Source organism: Bifidobacterium asteroides, from assembly GCF_003202695.1.
GTDB classification, from domain to species: Bacteria; Actinomycetota; Actinomycetes; order Actinomycetales; family Bifidobacteriaceae; genus Bombiscardovia; species Bombiscardovia asteroides_G.
The window spans coordinates 74,622-92,809 of the sequence record NZ_QGLL01000009.1 but is presented as its reverse complement, the minus strand read 5'-3'; the positions used below and the strand labels follow the sequence as shown (position 1 = coordinate 92,809).

Below are 18,188 nucleotides of genomic sequence, written 5' to 3'. Positions count from 1 at the left end.
ATGATGGTGGTTGTTGCTTATGATGTCGACACCTGTGAGGCGGCTGGCCGGAGGCGGTTGCGGCAGGTCGGCCATGAGTGCATGAAGTTTGGGCAGCGTGTGCAAAATAGTGTGTTTGAATGCGTGGTTACTCCTGCAGACCGTGAACTCCTAAAACAGCGGCTAATGACGCTGATCGACCCTCAGGAAGACAGCTTGATCATGTACGACCTGGGTGCCAGATATTCTCGAAGAATCCATTATTACGGGGTGAGGCGGCATATTCCTGTTGACCAAGTGATGATGTTATAGAATCACTAGGCTTCGGTTGTACTGTATTGTTTGTGCCACGAAATTAGACGATGGCTGAGAGGTTAGTGTAATTCTGTAAACAGTGCAGTATGCTGACTGTTATTGTGAATTCTCAGTGGCGCGAAATGTTAGCAATCATATATCTGTCTGATCCTTCGCGCTACGAATTGTTGCTTCTATATGATATTCAGTCTTAATTTCGCATGTTTTAGAGAGCCGAGTTGTTTAAATTCTCAGGCAGAGGTCTGTAGATGCGAAGAAAGCTAGAATTTTAGTGAAACAGATGGACGGTTGTTTGATAATTAAATAGTGATGTTGTCGATTTGAGGCATTATCTCAATTGCTCGGCTAGAGACAGAATCCGTGTACGTAGGTTCGGCTGTAGGAACTCGCTTACTATTAAAAGATGACCATATATTGGTCAAGGGATGTATCATTGAGCAGTCGCTCCCTTCACGGGAGCGTGGATTGAAATACGTCGAATTGGAAGCTTTGCCACACATCCAGCAGTCGCTCCCTTCACGGGAGCGTGGATTGAAATATGACCCCTGAAGTCCATGCGGCCATCGACGTGAGTCGCTCCCTTCACGGGAGCGTGGATTGAAATAAGGAGGGCATCGTGCCTGCTCTTGCGGAAGGTCGTCGCTCCCTTCACGGGAGCGTGGATTGAAATTTTCGTTTGAGGATCAGATGTAAGATCAGTCGAGTCGCTCCCTTCACGGGAGCGTGGATTGAAATCACGTTGACGGGTCGGCGCTCCTCTTCGCGGGGCGTCGCTCCCTTCACGGGAGCGTGGATTGAAATACAAGTAGCACTATCGCCGGTCATGGCGATAGTGTCGCTCCCTTCACGGGAGCGTGGATTGAAATGCCTTCTACGGCCATTTCCGCGTCTGCCGGCTGTGTCGCTCCCTTCACGGGAGCGTGGATTGAAATAAGGAGAAAAATGGTGGATCGGTCTTTGGGTCGCGTCGCTCCCTTCACGGGAGCGTGGATTGAAATTTGGCGGTGCCATAGTCGGAAACAGCGTAGCCGTGTCGCTCCCTTCACGGGAGCGTGGATTGAAATAATTGCCGAACGCTTACTCATCACTTACTGACGGGTCGCTCCCTTCACGGGAGCGTGGATTGAAATATGTTGGCCCAGCCGGTCTGAATTCCACCGGTAGGTCGCTCCCTTCACGGGAGCGTGGATTGAAATAACTTCATCCCCGCCATGCCACCTGAACAGCCGCGTCGCTCCCTTCACGGGAGCGTGGATTGAAATCCTCGCCAGCCTTGCCATTGGCCGACTGATTAGGGTCGCTCCCTTCACGGGAGCGTGGATTGAAATTTGCTGTATCTGCTGAGGTGGCTGGCTCATGACGGTCGCTCCCTTCACGGGAGCGTGGATTGAAATCTGATTAGCGTTACGTTTAAGCCATACAAGCTGAGTCGCTCCCTTCACGGGAGCGTGGATTGAAATACCGTGACCGCAGAATTCAAACCACAGCGACTCAGTCGCTCCCTTCACGGGAGCGTGGATTGAAATCTGATTAGCGTTACGTTTAAGCCATACAAGCTGACGTCGCTCCCTTCACGGGAGCGTGGATTGAAATCTTAAGGACCCTGACCATCCTGACTACCGGTACTAGTCGCTCCCTTCACGGGAGCGTGGATTGAAATTATTTCGCCGTCCGGATGGATGATGATGGCCCGGGTCGCTCCCTTCACGGGAGCGTGGATTGAAATCCGCGGCACGGGGGATACGGTCGCGGTCAGCAAGGTCGCTCCCTTCACGGGAGCGTGGATTGAAATATCTAAACAGTTTTAACTTATCCACATTTTTGATGATGTCGCTCCCTTCACGGGAGCGTGGATTGAAATTACGGCGACGCGGCCACCTGGGCCAAGTACGCAAGTCGCTCCCTTCACGGGAGCGTGGATTGAAATGTCTCCCGGCGCTGGTCAGCCTGGCTCATGGTGGTCGCTCCCTTCACGGGAGCGTGGATTGAAATTATGCCGACCCCAGGTGGGCTGACAATCCGCGTGTCGCTCCCTTCACGGGAGCGTGGATTGAAATATATTTTCCGGCCGAAACATACTGGCGGGAAAAATGTCGCTCCCTTCACGGGAGCGTGGATTGAAATATGTGCAACGCGGAGGCAACGGAGAGGCATCGCAGTCGCTCCCTTCACGGGAGCGTGGATTGAAATATCTCCTTGTACGTGTAATTTACGGCGACGGGCAGTCGCTCCCTTCACGGGAGCGTGGATTGAAATACATGGTGAATTTGTTCCCGGAGTATGCTCACCTTGTCGCTCCCTTCACGGGAGCGTGGATTGAAATCTCTTTTGCAAAGCCCTGCCCGCCTACGCTCATCGTCGCTCCCTTCACGGGAGCGTGGATTGAAATTCGGGATGCGAAGGCCCTGGATGATGCGAAGGCGGGTCGCTCCCTTCACGGGAGCGTGGATTGAAATGTCAGGGAGTGTGATCCGCGCCTGCCCCTCGGCTGTCGCTCCCTTCACGGGAGCGTGGATTGAAATAAATTCGCTTGCAAAAGTACGGTAATCCGGCAGTGTCGCTCCCTTCACGGGAGCGTGGATTGAAATAAGAGGATCATCAGTTTTCGTTCATGGCTCCAAGTCGCTCCCTTCACGGGAGCGTGGATTGAAATTGGCCAGGATAGACGACCTTGCCGTCCACGCTGGTCGCTCCCTTCACGGGAGCGTGGATTGAAATCAAATCAGCCGTGCGAACGCTGCACAAGCCAACCAGGTCGCTCCCTTCACGGGAGCGTGGATTGAAATGCGGAGAGCTGCTGCCTGAGCTGGATCAGGAGCGGTCGCTCCCTTCACGGGAGCGTGGATTGAAATGCGGAAAAGGAACTCACCCAGGCGCAGACCATCTGTCGCTCCCTTCACGGGAGCGTGGATTGAAATCAACATGGCACAGACTGTGATAAACGAGATCCAGTCGCTCCCTTCACGGGAGCGTGGATTGAAATATCAATGGAGGATCTATGCCCCTGGTGACAGCAGGTCGCTCCCTTCACGGGAGCGTGGATTGAAATCACGCAGGCGAGTAACGCCGTCAAGGCTGTTTTTGTCGCTCCCTTCACGGGAGCGTGGATTGAAATCGTCGTGGTAGGTTCCACCTGGGGTACGGGTCAGGGTCGCTCCCTTCACGGGAGCGTGGATTGAAATCTGAGCGCGAAGCCTCCGGAGAACATGACCGATGGTCGCTCCCTTCACGGGAGCGTGGATTGAAATCTTCCGGGCGGTGCGCAGCCCGCCGCGCCCGGCCAGTCGCTCCCTTCACGGGAGCGTGGATTGAAATGTCTACTACACCAGGAAAACCGCTCTGGAACGGCGTCGCTCCCTTCACGGGAGCGTGGATTGAAATTGGACAAGGAGCAGGCTAGGGCCCGTACCCCGTGTCGCTCCCTTCACGGGAGCGTGGATTGAAATTGGATCGTACGCCTCTGCTGGTGTCCCGCAGGCGTCGCTCCCTTCACGGGAGCGTGGATTGAAATTACCCTGGTTTCGAGGACTATGCGGGTCGCACGCGTCGCTCCCTTCACGGGAGCGTGGATTGAAATCATGACCTTACGGATGTTCAGGCCGCGCACATGGCGTCGCTCCCTTCACGGGAGCGTGGATTGAAATATCGCCGCAGCCGACCCCAAGCCGGCGGCACCCAAGGTCGCTCCCTTCACGGGAGCGTGGATTGAAATACACTATCTTCACGAGTAGCACTATCGCCATACCGGTCGCTCCCTTCACGGGAGCGTGGATTGAAATTCAGCCGTCGCCAGGGTGATGTAGTAGATGGTGCTGTCGCTCCCTTCACGGGAGCGTGGATTGAAATTTTCTCGACCGAGCTCCTTGTACTGTGCATCCTTGGTCGCTCCCTTCACGGGAGCGTGGATTGAAATTTCGATGACCGGCAAAGCCAGACCGGCTGTGGGCGTCGCTCCCTTCACGGGAGCGTGGATTGAAATATCTATCTCAGGCGCACGGATGTTGAGATCAAAGGGTCGCTCCCTTCACGGGAGCGTGGATTGAAATCTTGTGATGTAGGAAATAATTTGTACCAAGGGAGATGTCGCTCCCTTCACGGGAGCGTGGATTGAAATATCAAGACCAACACGCAGAATTCCCGTGTTGCTGGTCGCTCCCTTCACGGGAGCGTGGATTGAAATCATGCACATTAGCGACTCAGGAGGAATCAAAAATCGTCGCTCCCTTCACGGGAGCGTGGATTGAAATCAGAATTGAATTTATCTCTGTGATGATGACGTAAATGTCGCTCCCTTCACGGGAGCGTGGATTGAAATCCGACAAGCCCAAACTGCCAGTGCATCTACTGCACGTCGCTCCCTTCACGGGAGCGTGGATTGAAATCGGTAGCACCACGGGCACGCCCGTGAGCGTAGGTCGTCGCTCCCTTCACGGGAGCGTGGATTGAAATACATCCTGGGTGCAGACATCCTGGCAAAAAGTTGTCGCTCCCTTCACGGGAGCGTGGATTGAAATTATCTCCTTTATCCTCAAAAATTTGTCGCCAGTCGTCGCTCCCTTCACGGGAGCGTGGATTGAAATAGCATCAGCATGGAGACAGGCACGACGGTGGGGCAGGTCGCTCCCTTCACGGGAGCGTGGATTGAAATGCCGAATGGCAGCAGGCAACCAGAAGGGCGGACGTCGCTCCCTTCACGGGAGCGTGGATTGAAATTGATTCAACGAGCCCGGCAGCTTTTCGGTTTGTAGTCGCTCCCTTCACGGGAGCGTGGATTGAAATCACATGCGGCGCGTACGTCCCGTAAATTTCATCGTCGCTCCCTTCACGGGAGCGTGGATTGAAATCTCGCCAACTCTGGTGAGCAAATGTCCACTGGTGGTCGCTCCCTTCACGGGAGCGTGGATTGAAATAGACTGTTGAGCGTGCGGCAGTCCTCAACAAGACCGTCGCTCCCTTCACGGGAGCGTGGATTGAAATCTGGTATCGACCTTTTTAAACTTCCCATACTCAAGTCGCTCCCTTCACGGGAGCGTGGATTGAAATAGAAAGCCTACTCGTCTGGACGACCTGGACGAATGTCGCTCCCTTCACGGGAGCGTGGATTGAAATTGGGCTGTCGCCAGGGTGATGTAGTAGATAGTGCGTCGCTCCCTTCACGGGAGCGTGGATTGAAATTGTAGCTCATGATATGTCCTCTCTATCGTCACTTGTCGCTCCCTTCACGGGAGCGTGGATTGAAATATTGTACGACCAAGGTAGAAAACGAACTGTTCTAGTCGCTCCCTTCACGGGAGCGTGGATTGAAATGGAAACGTGCGCGTCCCTTACGCTAGATACCGTGTCGCTCCCTTCACGGGAGCGTGGATTGAAATTGATGAACTGGCTCAGCGTGAATGGGCTGTTGCGGTCGCTCCCTTCACGGGAGCGTGGATTGAAATAAACCTGTCCCTACGACAGCACCGGCCGCCCCGCGTCGCTCCCTTCACGGGAGCGTGGATTGAAATGCTGACATACTGGTGGATTGTACCGTCTGCTCCTGTCGCTCCCTTCACGGGAGCGTGGATTGAAATTTCAGCGGGGGAGCGGCAAAGCCGGCAGACGCGGAGTCGCTCCCTTCACGGGAGCGTGGATTGAAATCACCAATCCATTTACGTCGTCCAAGAACCTATTGTCGCTCCCTTCACGGGAGCGTGGATTGAAATCAGGGCAAAAAGAAAAGCGTCTCCGCCCATGCCGGTCGCTCCCTTCACGGGAGCGTGGATTGAAATAAGAAGATCACAAGCATGTTTTCATGGCTCCCGCGTCGCTCCCTTCACGGGAGCGTGGATTGAAATATTGCGGACAACGGTTTGATTACTCTTACAAATATGTCGCTCCCTTCACGGGAGCGTGGATTGAAATGTGTTTGACTGTTGGAACGGGTTCCATGTCAGTTGTCGCTCCCTTCACGGGAGCGTGGATTGAAATAATGCTGACCACGGAGACTATGAGGGTTTTTTCCGGTCGCTCCCTTCACGGGAGCGTGGATTGAAATTTTGACAAGCTGAGCAAATTGTCTTGATAACTGGTCGCTCCCTTCACGGGAGCGTGGATTGAAATATGTGCGAGACTATCGATGATGAGGCCGGTATAGGGTCGCTCCCTTCACGGGAGCGTGGATTGAAATCGGGGGGATCAAAAATCTTTGAACATAGTAGCCGGTCGCTCCCTTCACGGGAGCGTGGATTGGAATAAGAAAGTATATCGACACCCCGTTTACCACGCCAGTCGCTCCCTTCACGGGAGCGTGGATTGAAATACCACCGTGCCCCCATTGGACGTGGTGCGCACCTGTCGCTCCCTTCACGGGAGCGTGGATTGAAATACGACTACAATCGGCGACCCTCCTTATACAGCGGTCGCTCCCTTCACGGGAACGTGGATTGAAATACGGTGAACGGCACCAGCATGGTCACCGGCAGGCGTCGCTCCCTTCACGGGAGCGTGGATTGAAATCTTATGATGTAGAAAATAATTTGTACCAAGAGAGGTCGCTCCCTTCACGGGAGCGTGGATTGAAATATGACCGCCATAGCTCCCAGCAGCAGCAAGACCATGTCGCTTCCTTCACGGGAGCGTGGATTGAAATTGCAAAGGCAGACGGCGCTGGTCTCCAACACTTGGTCGCTCCCTTCGCGGGGGCGTGGATTGGGAATGCCACTACGTATGGTTCTCTGCCTGCGGTATACGCCCCCCGTAGAAGCCTGAATTGGAAAACCGATCATGCTACTCTGAATCACCCAGACAACACTGTTTTTTAGCGGGAACATGCATTAAAACTGTTCTTTCCCCAGAACTCCGTTAAGAATTGTATTCCTTCTAAACATGAGTATGAGTTGCTGCTCAGGTACAGTGTCAATCTTTTTATGCCATTCTCTTGTTCCTAGCTGCAAGAGTGCTGTGCTCCCTGCATTCGCGAGAACGATCCCAAGTAGTGACCGGGACTTTTCGTAGTATAGAAATACTACTGTCCCTCCCTGCAGATGCAGGGACAATCCTGCAGGGCATCGGATGGATGCACTCATGTTCGCAAAGATGAGAGGAGATGAATGGCTTTGGACGAGGATTTCATGAGAAAAATGGCAACTAAGGATAAGGCCTGTACCACTTATGACCGTATTCTCCAGAAGAGGATTGATGACTATACGTCAAAGTATTCCATTACTGATGACATGGATGATGCAGAGCGCAGAGTCTGGGATTCGCTGGATGATGAGGACAGGCGAATGATCCAGTCGGATCGTACGTACTATGGGACAAACTATGGTGCTGGCTTCGGCGGTGACACCAAGGTAAGTTTCTACGATGTCCTCGGCATCAGGCAGTTCGACTGATTCATTCCCGGGCTCCCATATTCTGTTGCAATCAGCAAAAGAATCGCTACTGGGGCCCCGGTGAGAATTGATAACTGCTTCATAGTTCGTGCATGAGTGTTTGATTCTCCTGTAGCTGTAATAATCGCATTGGTGCGCCTGATTGAAAGTTTTGTCTGCCTTTCAAGGCATCCATTTACCGCTTTGCGGATGACTAACAGGGTATTTGAACACGGATTGTCATGGTTTTCAGATGCGTATGATCGGCTGGTCAGAAGACACTGCCCGGGTGCTCCTCGGATACGTGGGGAGTGATTCTGGGTCTGCAGCGTTTTCGGTCGCAGAGATCAGGTGTTCCTCGCGTCTGCGGAGATGAACTATACCGCTTGCAGGATGGTTCCATTTATCTGCTATTGTCTGGATGCCAAGTGTTTACGAATTGTACTTTTCGCTCTTAAGCGCGGGCGTGCCTCTCGGTATAAGCTTGTAGGCGATGTGTCCACGAGTAGCGGACTTGGAGGTGTGGTCGCCGATGAAGCAATTCGACGATGGGGATGGCGCGGAATCCGGCAGAAGCGATGCGGCGGGTTCTGTGGCTGTGCCATCGCACCCTGATGAAGTGACTTCGGTGAACAAGGTTTCAGCTCATCCTGAGGCGACTATTCCGGATTCGGAATACTCGCTGGCTGAGATCGAGCAGCGCCGCGCCCGCCCGGTCCGCTGGGTGGTCTTCGCGCTGGCGGTTCTTTTGGCAATCGTCATTCCTTATGGATACGGGCGCTCTTTGGCCATCAACCACACTCAGGGCGTGCTCCGCTATGCCTCGATCCTGGACCCGCGCGGCATAGCTCTGATTGCCTGGACGGTGACCGTGCTGACCTTTGTGGGCATCGGCATGTCCATCATCGAGTCGTCCTCCTGGTTCTGGCGGGTGGTCTTCGTGCTGGGCTTGGCCGCCGAACAGCTGATCGCCGGCCTCTGTCTGCTCAAGATGGACTTCTGGTACAGCACTTTCGTGGTCTACCAGCATCAGGCCATCCTGGCCAACGCGGCTAACCTGGGCATCATCGCGGCCGGGCTGGGCGTGGCGGTCTTCGCCATCCTCTTTGTGGCCATCCTGGTCTGCGTGCGCAAGGATTCCCCTTGGAACACGCTGACTCACAGCTGGTCGGCCCTGTCCATGTTCTTCATCATTGAACTGATTGCTATCGCCATCGTCCTCTTCGGAGGCCTGATCACCGCGGCATGAATCATAGGATTCATAGGATCGCTGGATTTACCAGAATATGCTGGGCGATGGGTGCCGGTAGCTGGCCAGTTGTGGTTTTGAGTTGATTCCTGTCCGCATGCTGTCAAGTGGTGCGAGCGTAAGACCAGGATGCTGCCTTCCATAGATAGCTGTAGTGCTATTGAGCACGGGGATGGGGCTAATGCATATGGGCTTTACTCCGCTAATTCCCGATCCAGGCGATTGGCTATCGAACTACCGTAGAAGATATCGATGAGGGGTAGGATCAGGTTGGTCATAAACAGGGCGAAGGAGGGCCCGCGCAGGTAGGTACTGACCCATTCGGGAAAAGTGAAGAACTCAGTGATGAAGATAAGCGGCACCTGGAAGAGTGCGGTGCAGGCGAGGACGTGGATGGTGTAGGGGATGGTGGTCCCGATGATGTATCGCATGCCGATCAAGTAGTTGTCGAGGGCGGTTTGGAGTTCGCGGCTGCTGGCCGGAGTCATGTGATGTTGGGGGAATTGCCGGTGGGTGGCCCAGGCCCATGCGCCGATGCCGATGGCGAGGCCCAGGACGCAGCTGACGATCGCCGAGGTCAGCGGGGGCATGTCCAGGAGTACCTCGCCGCCCTGGAGGGGGCGGTGCGGCCTGGAGCGGTGCCATGCGCGCGCTATGTTGAAGGCGGCCAGGAGGATGCTGACGATCAGCGCAGTGGTGTATATGGGGACGGAGTAGTGTCGTCTGTTGTATTCCCTGGCTTCCGGGGTCCGGTAGCGCATGGGGGCCTTGACGGGCCGGTTGCGGATGCGGTCCCAGTAGACGCGGGTGAACCGGTCGGGCAGGAAGCCGATGGCTTCGTAGCGCCACCATGCGGGGCGGCTGGCGTGCCAGTGCGGCATCGGCCGTGTCCGGCGGCGGACCGGGTCCTCTCGCCGGTGGTTGCGGGCGAGGGCGCGGACCTTGTGGGCGCGCAGGAGCCTGGTGACGGGGTTGTCGGGTCCCTTCCAGGCAAGGAGGCTGACCTGGTCCTGGGTGAAGGTGACCAAGTCGGGGTCGGGGGTGTGGCCGACGCCGGTCTCGGGCAGGGGGGCGTCGCCGCCGGGGATCACGCCGGATCCGCAGGCAACGCCGCCCACTGAGCAGATCCTGCCCGCGTACCATGGGCCGGATGATCCGGTGGCCTGTGCGGGTGGCTGCACGTACTGGCCGACCAGGCGGACCACCAGCCCGTCCTCTCCCAGCCCGTCGAACCATCCGGTGCCTCTGTAGGCCCCGAATACCGTGGCGGGCCCGTCGGCCAGGACGACCAGCGAGCCCAGGGGCAGGACCTGCCCGGGCCGGGGCCTGCCGATCCTGCCGCGCCGCCGCCACACATGTCCCTGGAAGGTCTGCAGGCACAGGCCCCGTGCCAGGAGGTAGGGCGCCAGGACACGGTCCATCAGCCGCCTCGACCTCCACGCATTGAACGACACCACCGCAAACAACCAGACCAGCACCACCGGAACGCCGAATAGGACATCTACCAATAGGTACAGCATCAGTACCCACCCCCTAATATCGTTCCTGCTGTCAATCCGAACCACGCACATGGCAATGCAGGAGACAGCGGGAAAGCTACCATCGATTGTCTCTCATGTGGTCCCACATGTCATCTCCGTTCCCGCGATTGACGTAATTGTCGTAAAAAGCGTTTCCGGCTACTGCACCGAGATATCCTACGGCTAAACCAATTCCAGCTCCTACAATCGTACCTAGTCCAGGGACGATCGATCCCACAAATGCTCCAGCGGCGGCTCCTGATTCAGCACCGATAAGACCAGTAGAGGCAGTGATCAGGCCATGAGCTACAGCATCTTGGGTAGCTGCCTGTTGTCCATAGGCTTCCTTGCGTGCATAGTATGTGCCGAAGTAATCAGCAATGCCGCCAACTATGCAGCCGAAGGCACCAACTTTTGCAGCCGTGCCGGCAGCCTTGCCGGCAGCTTGAACTAAATTCCCTGTGGTTTTGGTTGCCGGTGCAACCAGGCTACCCCCCTTGAGCACGGGGATGGGGCTAATGCATATGGGCTTTACTCCGCTAATTCCCGATCCAGGCGATTGGCTATCGAACCACCGTAGAAGATATCGATGAGGGATAGGACATAGCTGGTCATAAACAGAACGAAGAAGGGCCAGCCCAGGCAAATATTAGCCCATTCAGGAAGGGTGAAGAAATCAATGATGAACCTGAGCGGCAACAGGACGAGTGCGGTGTAGCCGAGGACGTGGATGGTGTAGGGGATGGTGGTCCCGATGATGTATCGCATGCCGATCAAGTAGTTGTCGAGGGCGGTTTGGAGTTCGCGGCTGCTGGCCGGAGTCATGTGATGTTGGGGGAATTGCCGGTGGGTGGCCCAGGCCCATGCGCCGATGCCGATGGCGAGGCCCAGGACGCAGCTGACGATCGCCGAGGTCAGCGGGGGCATGTCCAGGAGTACCTCGCCGCCCTGGAGGGGGCGGTGCGGCCTGGAGCGGTGCCATGCGCGCGCTATGTTGAAGGCGGCCAGGAGGATGCTGACGATCAGCGCAGTGGTGTATATGGGGACGGAGTAGTGTCGTCTGTTGTATTCCCTGGCTTCCGGGGTCCGGTAGCGCATGGGGGCCTTGACGGGCCGGTTGCGGATGCGGTCCCAGTAGACGCGGGTGAACCGGTCGGGCAGGAAGCCGATGGCTTCGTAGCGCCACCATGCGGGGCGGCTGGCGTGCCAGTGCGGCATCGGCCGTGTCCGGCGGCGGACCGGGTCCTCTCGCCGGTGGTTGCGGGCGAGGGCGCGGACCTTGTGGGCGCGCAGGAGCCTGGTGACGGGGTTGTCGGGTCCCTTCCAGGCAAGGAGGCTGACCTGGTCCTGGGTGAAGGTGACCAAGTCGGGGTCGGGGGTGTGGCCGACGCCGGTCTCGGGCAGGGGGGCGTCGCCGCCGGGGATCACGCCGGATCCGCAGGCAACGCCGCCCACTGAGCAGATCCTGCCCGCGTACCATGGGCCGGATGATCCGGTGGCCTGTGCGGGTGGCTGCACGTACTGGCCGACCAGGCGGACCACCAGCCCGTCCTCTCCCAGCCCGTCGAACCATCCGGTGCCTCTGTAGGCCCCGGATACCGTGGCGGGCCCGTCGGCCAGGACGACCAGCGAGCCCAGGGGCAGGACCTGCCCGGGCCGGGGCCTGCCGATCCTGCCGCGCCGCCGCCACACATGTCCCTGGAAGGTCTGCAGGCACAGGCCCCGTGCTAGGAGGTAGGGCGCCAGGACACGGTCCATCAGCCGCCTTGATCTCCACGCATTGAACGACGTCACCGCAAACAACCAGATCAGCATCGCCGGAGCGCCTAATAGGACATCTACCAATAGGTACAGCATCAGTACCCACCCCCTAATATCGTTCCTGCTGTCAATCCGAACCACGCACATGGCAATGCAGGAGACAGCGGGAAAGCTACCATAGATTGTCTCTCATGTGGTCCCACATGTCATCTCCGTTCCCGCGATTGACGGAATTGTCGTAAAGAGCGTTTCCGGCCACTGCACCGAGATATCCTACGGCTAAACCAATTCCAGCTCCTACAATCGTACCTAGTCCAGGGACGATCGATCCCACAAATGCTCCAGCGGCGGCTCCTGATGAAGCACCTGCAAAACCAGTAGTGGCAGTGATCAGGCCATGAGCTACAGCATCTTGGGTAGCTGCCTGTTGTCCATAGGCTTCCTTGCGTGCATAGTATGTGCCGAAGTAATCAGCAATGCCGCCAACTATGCAGCCGAAGGCGCCAACTTTTGCAGCCGTGTCGGCAGCCTTGGAGGCAGCTTGAACTAAATTCCCTGTGGTTTTGGTTGCCGGTGCAACTAGGTTTCCCCCCTCAATAAGTCCACCAACTATCGGTCCCAGCCAGTCGCCCGCCAACTCATCCCCAATGAGCCCTGCTGTCTTTAACCCCTCGATAAGGGCAGGATCGGCTTTCATGAGTTCAGCGATGCCGCTCAATGATTCAAAACCGCCAGAAAGAAAATCGCCGACCGTGAAAGCGTTGTTCAATATGTTGAGTTGCGTAGCCTTGGCTGTTGCTTTATCAACGCATTCGTCAAGGTTCTGTTTGGTTTTCTTGGCAGCGTCCTTATATTGTTCCCTGACCCAGCTGACTTCGCCCTTCAACCGCTTGATTTCGCCCTTGTCGTCAGCAACGAGCCCTTGGTAATGAGTTATGCTCTCGGTTGTCGAATTAATGACACCAAGCAGACGATTGGTCTCCCGCGACATGCTATCCCCGTTGGTTTGCATGACCTTTTTCAGGTTGTCGCTGTTTGTTTTCAACGTCTGTTTCGCTTGGTCGAGTTTCTTCTGATTCTGCGCGATTGAGTCGCGAAGGTCCATTGCCCTTTGGCAATCTTTGTATGCGGTTTGCTGGCTCGTATCAACTGCAGACCCCCAGCTTCTTAATGCTTGCTCGATGTCCTCGCAGACATCCGAAAGGCGTCCGGCAAACTGTGCCACCTGAGAAAGGGACTGCTGGAGCTGTTTTGCTGAATCGCCTTTGAAATCAGGTGCCTTTCCGCAAGCGCTGGTAATGGAGTGACTCACGTCGTGGCAGCGGTCACCGTTCGCGGAAAACTGTGAGGCCAGTCTGTCGATTGCGCTCTTCCCTCCTGGTACAGGGTTCTTTGATAGGTCGAGAGCCGACCAATCCAAGTCTGAAGTGCCCATGATGTCGTATCCTTAAGTGGTGCCATCCCCGTCAATGCAAATACGAAAAGTTGTGATTTTTTATTGGCGTTTTTCGATTTCAACGCTCAGCTTGTCATCGACATTGCTTGTCTGCATGGTTACCGACTCAATGAACCGATTAAGAACGTGAACAGATTGCTGAAGGTTCGACAAGCGCTGTTTTAGGTTGTCATTGACCCGATTCGTGCTGTCGGCTACTGAGTCGTCCCCTAATCCGTTTTCACCTTGAGCGCTATCGACGTCAATGTTATGTACTTCGGATTCCCAGTTTTTGTCGGCCTGGTTCAGGGTTCTGCTCATGTCGCCAAGCTGGCCGTAATCCACGGAAAAGTCCACCATGGTCTTCTCCCGTCTATTCCTTTTATCGAGTATGTCCTATGTGGCCGGTAACTGAATCAGAGATGAAGGTGGGGGTAGTCGGTTGATTTGGTGACTTCATCAAATGTTCGTTCATAGGATTGTTCCTCGGCGTTGATATATCCCATGAACACTATTTCCGTGACGTCTGGACGGTTGAAGAAGATGGTCTTGGCCGGATCAGTCATGCCGTACGGGAATTGTACGGCACCATAGTCAAAGTAGCCCGTTGTTCCATTCATGACTGTCAACGGAGCGCGGGCGATGATAACCAGCAGGGTACCTGGGTCTCTTCCGGTTTTCACCACGGATCCCAAAGGAAGAATGGTATCTTCTGGTTTGACGGAGTCCTGCTCGGGTTGCTTCATTACGCGCTCCTCTTTGATGGATGAATGAAGTTACATTCCTTCAACTTCTCTAATAACCTATAATGATACTACACGGTAAATCGCGGTCGACTCATGCAGCACAGTACGACATCTTCGCTGCATCGGAGTGAAATGGCTCATTTCTCATTGGCGCCAATCCAATTTTCGCTACGGTGCAAGCGATAACCACGTTCACAGCAGCAGTGCCATAGCTAGGGAAAGGAATCGATTGTGTTGGTTCGTCACGGTCGAGCAGGGAAATTGGTGGAGTTGAGATAAGGGGGCACATGTGTATTCACGTAGTACAGCTTTCGCCTTTTCCTCGCCGTGCTCTCCTTCATTTTGCTGATCCCGTCACTGTTTGTTTGGTCCGCAAAATGTGTATAATTGATTTTTGGCGTGTTTCGCCCGCGGATCGAGAGCGCTTCAGCATAGGGCTGGTGCACCGCGTAACGGAAGAATGCAAGAGGAGGAGCCGTGGCTCTTACGAGTGAGCAGAAGCAGGCAATCGTCAAGGAATACGCGACCCATGAGGGCGATACCGGTTCCCCCGAAGTCCAGGTGGCTCTGCTGAGCAAGCGCATCTCCGACCTGACCGAGCACCTCAAGCAGCACCAGCACGACCATCATTCGCGTCGCGGTCTGTTGCTCATGGTCGGCCATCGTCGCCGGTTGCTGGATTACCTCAAGAAGGTGGACATCAACCGCTACCGTTCCCTGGTGGAGCGTCTTGGACTGCGCCACTAATATGCATGCTTTCGCCCGAGCCCAGCGCTCGGGCGCTTTTGCATGACTGAACCAGGCACCGTTAACCCCGGGATGGGGTTGCAGAAGCAGAAGATGGTGCCGAACTGAAATGCAAGGCTGGTCTGCAAGGCATGAAGATGGCCGGACATGGGGTTCGGCTGGACCAGACCGAAGTACAAGGATCTCCGACAGTCAATTGATGCCGAGCATCCTGACATCAGGTAGTAAACAAGCAGTAAACAAAAGGAGGAACCCTATGGAGGGTCCCGAAATCACGGCTGTAGAAGCCACGATCGACAACGGATCATATGGCAGGCGCACGGTGCGCTTCGAGACGGGTCGTCTCGCCCAGCAGGCGGATGGGGCAGTAGCCGCCTATCTTGATGACGATTCCATGGTGCTGTCCACCACCACCGCCGGGTCCAGCCCCAAGGAGAACTACGATTTCTTCCCGCTGACTGTCGATGTGGAAGAGAAGATGTACGCCGCGGGCAAGATCCCCGGCTCCTTCTTCCGTCGCGAGGGTCGGCCTTCCAACGAGGCCATCCTGGCCTGCCGGCTGATTGACCGCCCCCTGCGCCCTCTCTTCCCGCATACGCTGCGCAACGAGGTTCAGGTTGTGGAGACTATCCTGGCTGTCAACCCGGAGGATGCCTACGATGTGCTGGCCCTGAACGCGGCCTCCGCCTCCACCCTGATCTCCGGTCTGCCCTTCGAGGGCCCGGTCTCGGGTCTGCGCCTGGCCCTGATCGATGGCCAGTGGGTGGCTTTCCCCCGTTGGAGCGAACGTGAGCGCGCCGTCTTCGAGCTGGTCGTAGCCGGCCGTGTGGTCGAGAGCGGGGATGTCGCCATCGCCATGATCGAGGCAGGCGCCGGCAAGAACGCCTGGAGCCTTATTTATGACGAGGGCCAGATCAAGCCCGACGAAGAGGTGGTCGCCCAGGGTCTTGAGGCCGCCAAGCCCTTCATCAAGGTTCTGTGCGAGGCGCAGAGCGAGCTCAAGGCCAAGGCCGCCAAGCCCACCAAGGACTTCCAGCTCTTCCCCGAGTACACTGACGAGCTCTATGAGAGCATCGACCAGGTGGCTCACGCTGACCTGGACCTGGCTCTGTCCATCGCGGAGAAGCTGCCTCGTCAGGATCGAATCCACGAGATCAAGGAGAAGGTCCGCGAGACTCTGGCTGACGAGTTCACCGACATGGACGAGGCCGAGAAGGACAAGGAGCTGGGCAACGCCTTCAAGGAGCTTCAACGCCAGATCGTCCGTCGCCGCATCCTGACCCAGGACTACCGCATCGACGGCCGTGGCCTGCGCGACATCCGCACCCTGTCCGCCGAGGTGGACGTGGTGCCCCGTGTGCACGGCTCTGCCCTCTTCCAGCGCGGCGAGACCCAGGTGCTGGGCGTCACCACCCTGAACATGCTGAAGATGGAGCAGACTATCGATGCTCTGTCTGGCCCCACCACCAAGCGCTACATGCACAACTACGAGATGCCACCTTATTCGACCGGCGAGACCGGCCGCGTGGGTTCGCCCAAGCGCCGCGAGGTGGGCCATGGCAACCTGGCCGAACGTGCACTGATCCCGGTTCTGCCCAGCCGCGAGGAGTTCCCCTACGCCATCCGTCAGGTCTCCGAGGCCATCGGCTCTAACGGGTCCACCTCCATGGGCTCCGTCTGCGCATCCACCCTGTCTCTGCTGGCTGCCGGCGTGCCCCTGAAGGCCCCGGTGGCGGGCATCGCCATGGGCCTGGTCACAGGCGAGGTCGACGGTCGGCCCACCTACAAGACCCTGACCGACATTCTGGGCGCCGAGGATGCCTTCGGCGACATGGACTTCAAGGTGGCCGGCACCTCCGAGTTCATCACCTCCCTGCAGCTGGACACCAAGCTGGACGGCATTCCTGCCGACATCCTGGCAGCCGCCCTGCAGCAGGCCAAGGAAGCCCGGGCCACCATCCTGGACGTGATCAACGAGTGCATCGACGGGCCTGCCGAGATGAGCCCCTATGCGCCGCGCATCATCACCACCCAGGTTCCTGTCGACAAGATCGGCGAGGTCATCGGCCCCAAGGGCAAGATGATCAACCAGATCCAGGAGGACACCGGCGCTGATGTCTCCATCGAGGACGACGGCACGGTCTACATCGCCTCCGAGGGCGGCGAGGCTGCAGCCAAGGCCAAGGAGGTCATCGACCAGATCGCCAACCCGCACGTGCCTGAGGCGGGGGAGACCTTCAACGGCAAGGTGGTCAAGATCACCAGCTTCGGCGCCTTCGTCAACCTGACCCCCGGCACCGACGGACTTCTGCACATCTCGCAGATCCGTAACCTGGCCAACGGCGAACGCATCGACTCTGTGGAGGACGTCCTCAAGGAGGGCGACACCGTCGAGGTCATCGTCCAGGGTGTGGACGACCGCGGCAAGATCTCCTTGGCCATCCCCGGCTTCGAGGACCAGGAGTCCGCAGGAGGCCGTGGCCGTGGCGACCGTCGTGACCGTGGCAGTGACCGTCGTGATCGCGGTGGCCGTGGCGACCGTGATCGTCGTGATCGCCGCAGCCGTTCCTCCGAGCGCGAGGACCGTTATGAGGCGCCACGCCGTTCCCGCTCCGAGCGTGATGATCGCTACTACGACGACGAGGACCAGGAGGATCGTCCCCGGCACCGTCGTCAGAGCCGCGACCGCGACTATGAGGACGGCGGAGACTGGTTCGAGGACGAGGACCGTAGCTCCCGCCGCGATCGTCGCCGGGTCTCCCGCGATGATGACGAGGATCGTAACGGCCGTGGTCGTGGCGAGCACCGAGGCCGCAGCATCCGCACCGAGCGGGATGATCGAGGCGAGCGCCGTGGCCGTCATGAGCGTCGCTCTACCGGACGTGGCGGCTACCGTGGCCGCAGGGAGAATCCGCGCTATGCCGCCGACGAGCACTACGACGAGTACCGGGCCGACCGGGAGGAGCGATCAGAGCGTCCCCGTCGCCGCGTGCGCAGGGACTTCGATCCCTTCGACAGTGAGGACTGATTCCCACTGATGCCGGGGCCCCGTTCCATTGGACGGGGTCCCGTTTTGTATGCAGA

Annotated in this window: 11 protein-coding genes and 1 CRISPR repeat array; of the genes, 5 read left to right on the top strand and 6 right to left on the bottom strand. The window is 57.2% G+C overall.

The annotated features are described in order from the left end of the window. From cas2 to DKK75_RS06580, 3 genes are all read left to right on the top strand, one after another. Entirely contained in the window at nt 1-291 is a 291-nt protein-coding gene (gene cas2 / locus DKK75_RS06590; protein WP_180335456.1) for a CRISPR-associated endonuclease Cas2, read from the top strand. A 443-nt stretch (nt 292-734) separates the two neighbouring features. Continuing rightward, nucleotides 735-6,988: a CRISPR direct-repeat array (repeat unit 32 nt; unit sequence GTCGCTCCCTTCACGGGAGCGTGGATTGAAAT). Nucleotides 6,989-7,382: 394 nt separating this feature from the next. Continuing rightward, nucleotides 7,383-7,667 carry a hypothetical protein gene (locus DKK75_RS06585; RefSeq protein ID WP_181414493.1) on the top strand — a complete coding sequence of 95 codons (285 nt, stop codon included), beginning with the start codon at nt 7,383-7,385 and terminating at the stop codon, nt 7,665-7,667. Nucleotides 7,668-8,178: 511 nt separating this feature from the next. After that, entirely contained in the window at nt 8,179-8,895 is a 717-nt protein-coding gene (locus tag DKK75_RS06580; RefSeq protein WP_110452639.1) for a hypothetical protein, read from the top strand. 194 nt (nt 8,896-9,089) lie between these two features. Here DKK75_RS06580 and DKK75_RS06575 read toward each other — a convergent pair whose 3' ends face one another. The 6 genes from DKK75_RS06575 to DKK75_RS06555 all read right to left on the bottom strand — a co-directional run bounded on the left by DKK75_RS06575 (nt 9,090) and on the right by DKK75_RS06555 (nt 14,357). Beyond that, nucleotides 9,090-10,316 carry a hypothetical protein gene (locus DKK75_RS06575; RefSeq protein ID WP_146208627.1) on the bottom strand — a complete coding sequence of 409 codons (1,227 nt, stop codon included), beginning with the start codon at nt 10,314-10,316 and terminating at the stop codon, nt 9,090-9,092. Between the two features lie 175 nt (nt 10,317-10,491). Next, on the bottom strand, nt 10,492-10,920 hold the full coding sequence (locus DKK75_RS08060; RefSeq protein WP_146208626.1) for a hypothetical protein: 429 nt from the start codon (nt 10,918-10,920) through the stop codon (nt 10,492-10,494). Nucleotides 10,921-10,946: 26 nt separating this feature from the next. Next, on the bottom strand, nt 10,947-12,173 hold the full coding sequence (locus DKK75_RS06570; RefSeq protein ID WP_110452637.1) for a hypothetical protein: 1,227 nt from the start codon (nt 12,171-12,173) through the stop codon (nt 10,947-10,949). A 175-nt stretch (nt 12,174-12,348) separates the two neighbouring features. Then, nucleotides 12,349-13,611, bottom strand: coding sequence for a FliJ family protein (locus DKK75_RS06565; RefSeq protein ID WP_110452636.1), 1,263 nt, complete (start codon nt 13,609-13,611; stop codon nt 12,349-12,351). A gap of 60 nt (nt 13,612-13,671) precedes the next feature. Then, entirely contained in the window at nt 13,672-13,971 is a 300-nt protein-coding gene (locus DKK75_RS06560) for a hypothetical protein (protein ID WP_110452635.1), read from the bottom strand. A 56-nt stretch (nt 13,972-14,027) separates the two neighbouring features. Continuing rightward, a complete protein-coding gene (locus DKK75_RS06555; RefSeq protein WP_110452634.1) occupies nt 14,028-14,357 on the bottom strand; it encodes a DUF4176 domain-containing protein in 330 nt (109 codons plus the stop codon). A 477-nt stretch (nt 14,358-14,834) separates the two neighbouring features. On the opposite strand from DKK75_RS06555, the gene rpsO reads away from it, so the two are divergent. Together rpsO and DKK75_RS06545 are read left to right on the top strand one after the other, a co-directional pair. Further along, a complete protein-coding gene (gene rpsO, locus DKK75_RS06550) occupies nt 14,835-15,104 on the top strand; it encodes a 30S ribosomal protein S15 (protein WP_024626835.1) in 270 nt (89 codons plus the stop codon). 256 nt (nt 15,105-15,360) lie between these two features. Then, nucleotides 15,361-18,132, top strand: coding sequence for a polyribonucleotide nucleotidyltransferase (locus DKK75_RS06545; protein WP_110452633.1), 2,772 nt, complete (start codon nt 15,361-15,363; stop codon nt 18,130-18,132). The last annotated feature ends 56 nt before the right edge of the window (nt 18,133-18,188 follow it).

Coding starts and splice junctions, on each gene's coding strand:
- DKK75_RS06585 (WP_181414493.1), top strand. CDS start 7,383: ATGGCTTTGGACGAGGATTTCATGAGAAAAATGGCAACTAAGGATAAG.
- DKK75_RS06580 (WP_110452639.1), top strand. CDS start 8,179: ATGAAGCAATTCGACGATGGGGATGGCGCGGAATCCGGCAGAAGCGAT.
- DKK75_RS06575 (WP_146208627.1), bottom strand. CDS start 10,316: ATGGACCGTGTCCTGGCGCCCTACCTCCTGGCACGGGGCCTGTGCCTG.
- DKK75_RS06560 (WP_110452635.1), bottom strand. CDS start 13,971: ATGGTGGACTTTTCCGTGGATTACGGCCAGCTTGGCGACATGAGCAGA.
- DKK75_RS06545 (WP_110452633.1), top strand. CDS start 15,361: ATGGAGGGTCCCGAAATCACGGCTGTAGAAGCCACGATCGACAACGGA.
- DKK75_RS06565 (WP_110452636.1), bottom strand. CDS start 13,611: ATGGGCACTTCAGACTTGGATTGGTCGGCTCTCGACCTATCAAAGAAC.
- DKK75_RS06570 (WP_110452637.1), bottom strand. CDS start 12,173: ATGGACCGTGTCCTGGCGCCCTACCTCCTAGCACGGGGCCTGTGCCTG.
- DKK75_RS06555 (WP_110452634.1), bottom strand. CDS start 14,357: ATGAAGCAACCCGAGCAGGACTCCGTCAAACCAGAAGATACCATTCTT.
- cas2 (WP_180335456.1), top strand. CDS start 1: ATGATGGTGGTTGTTGCTTATGATGTCGACACCTGTGAGGCGGCTGGC.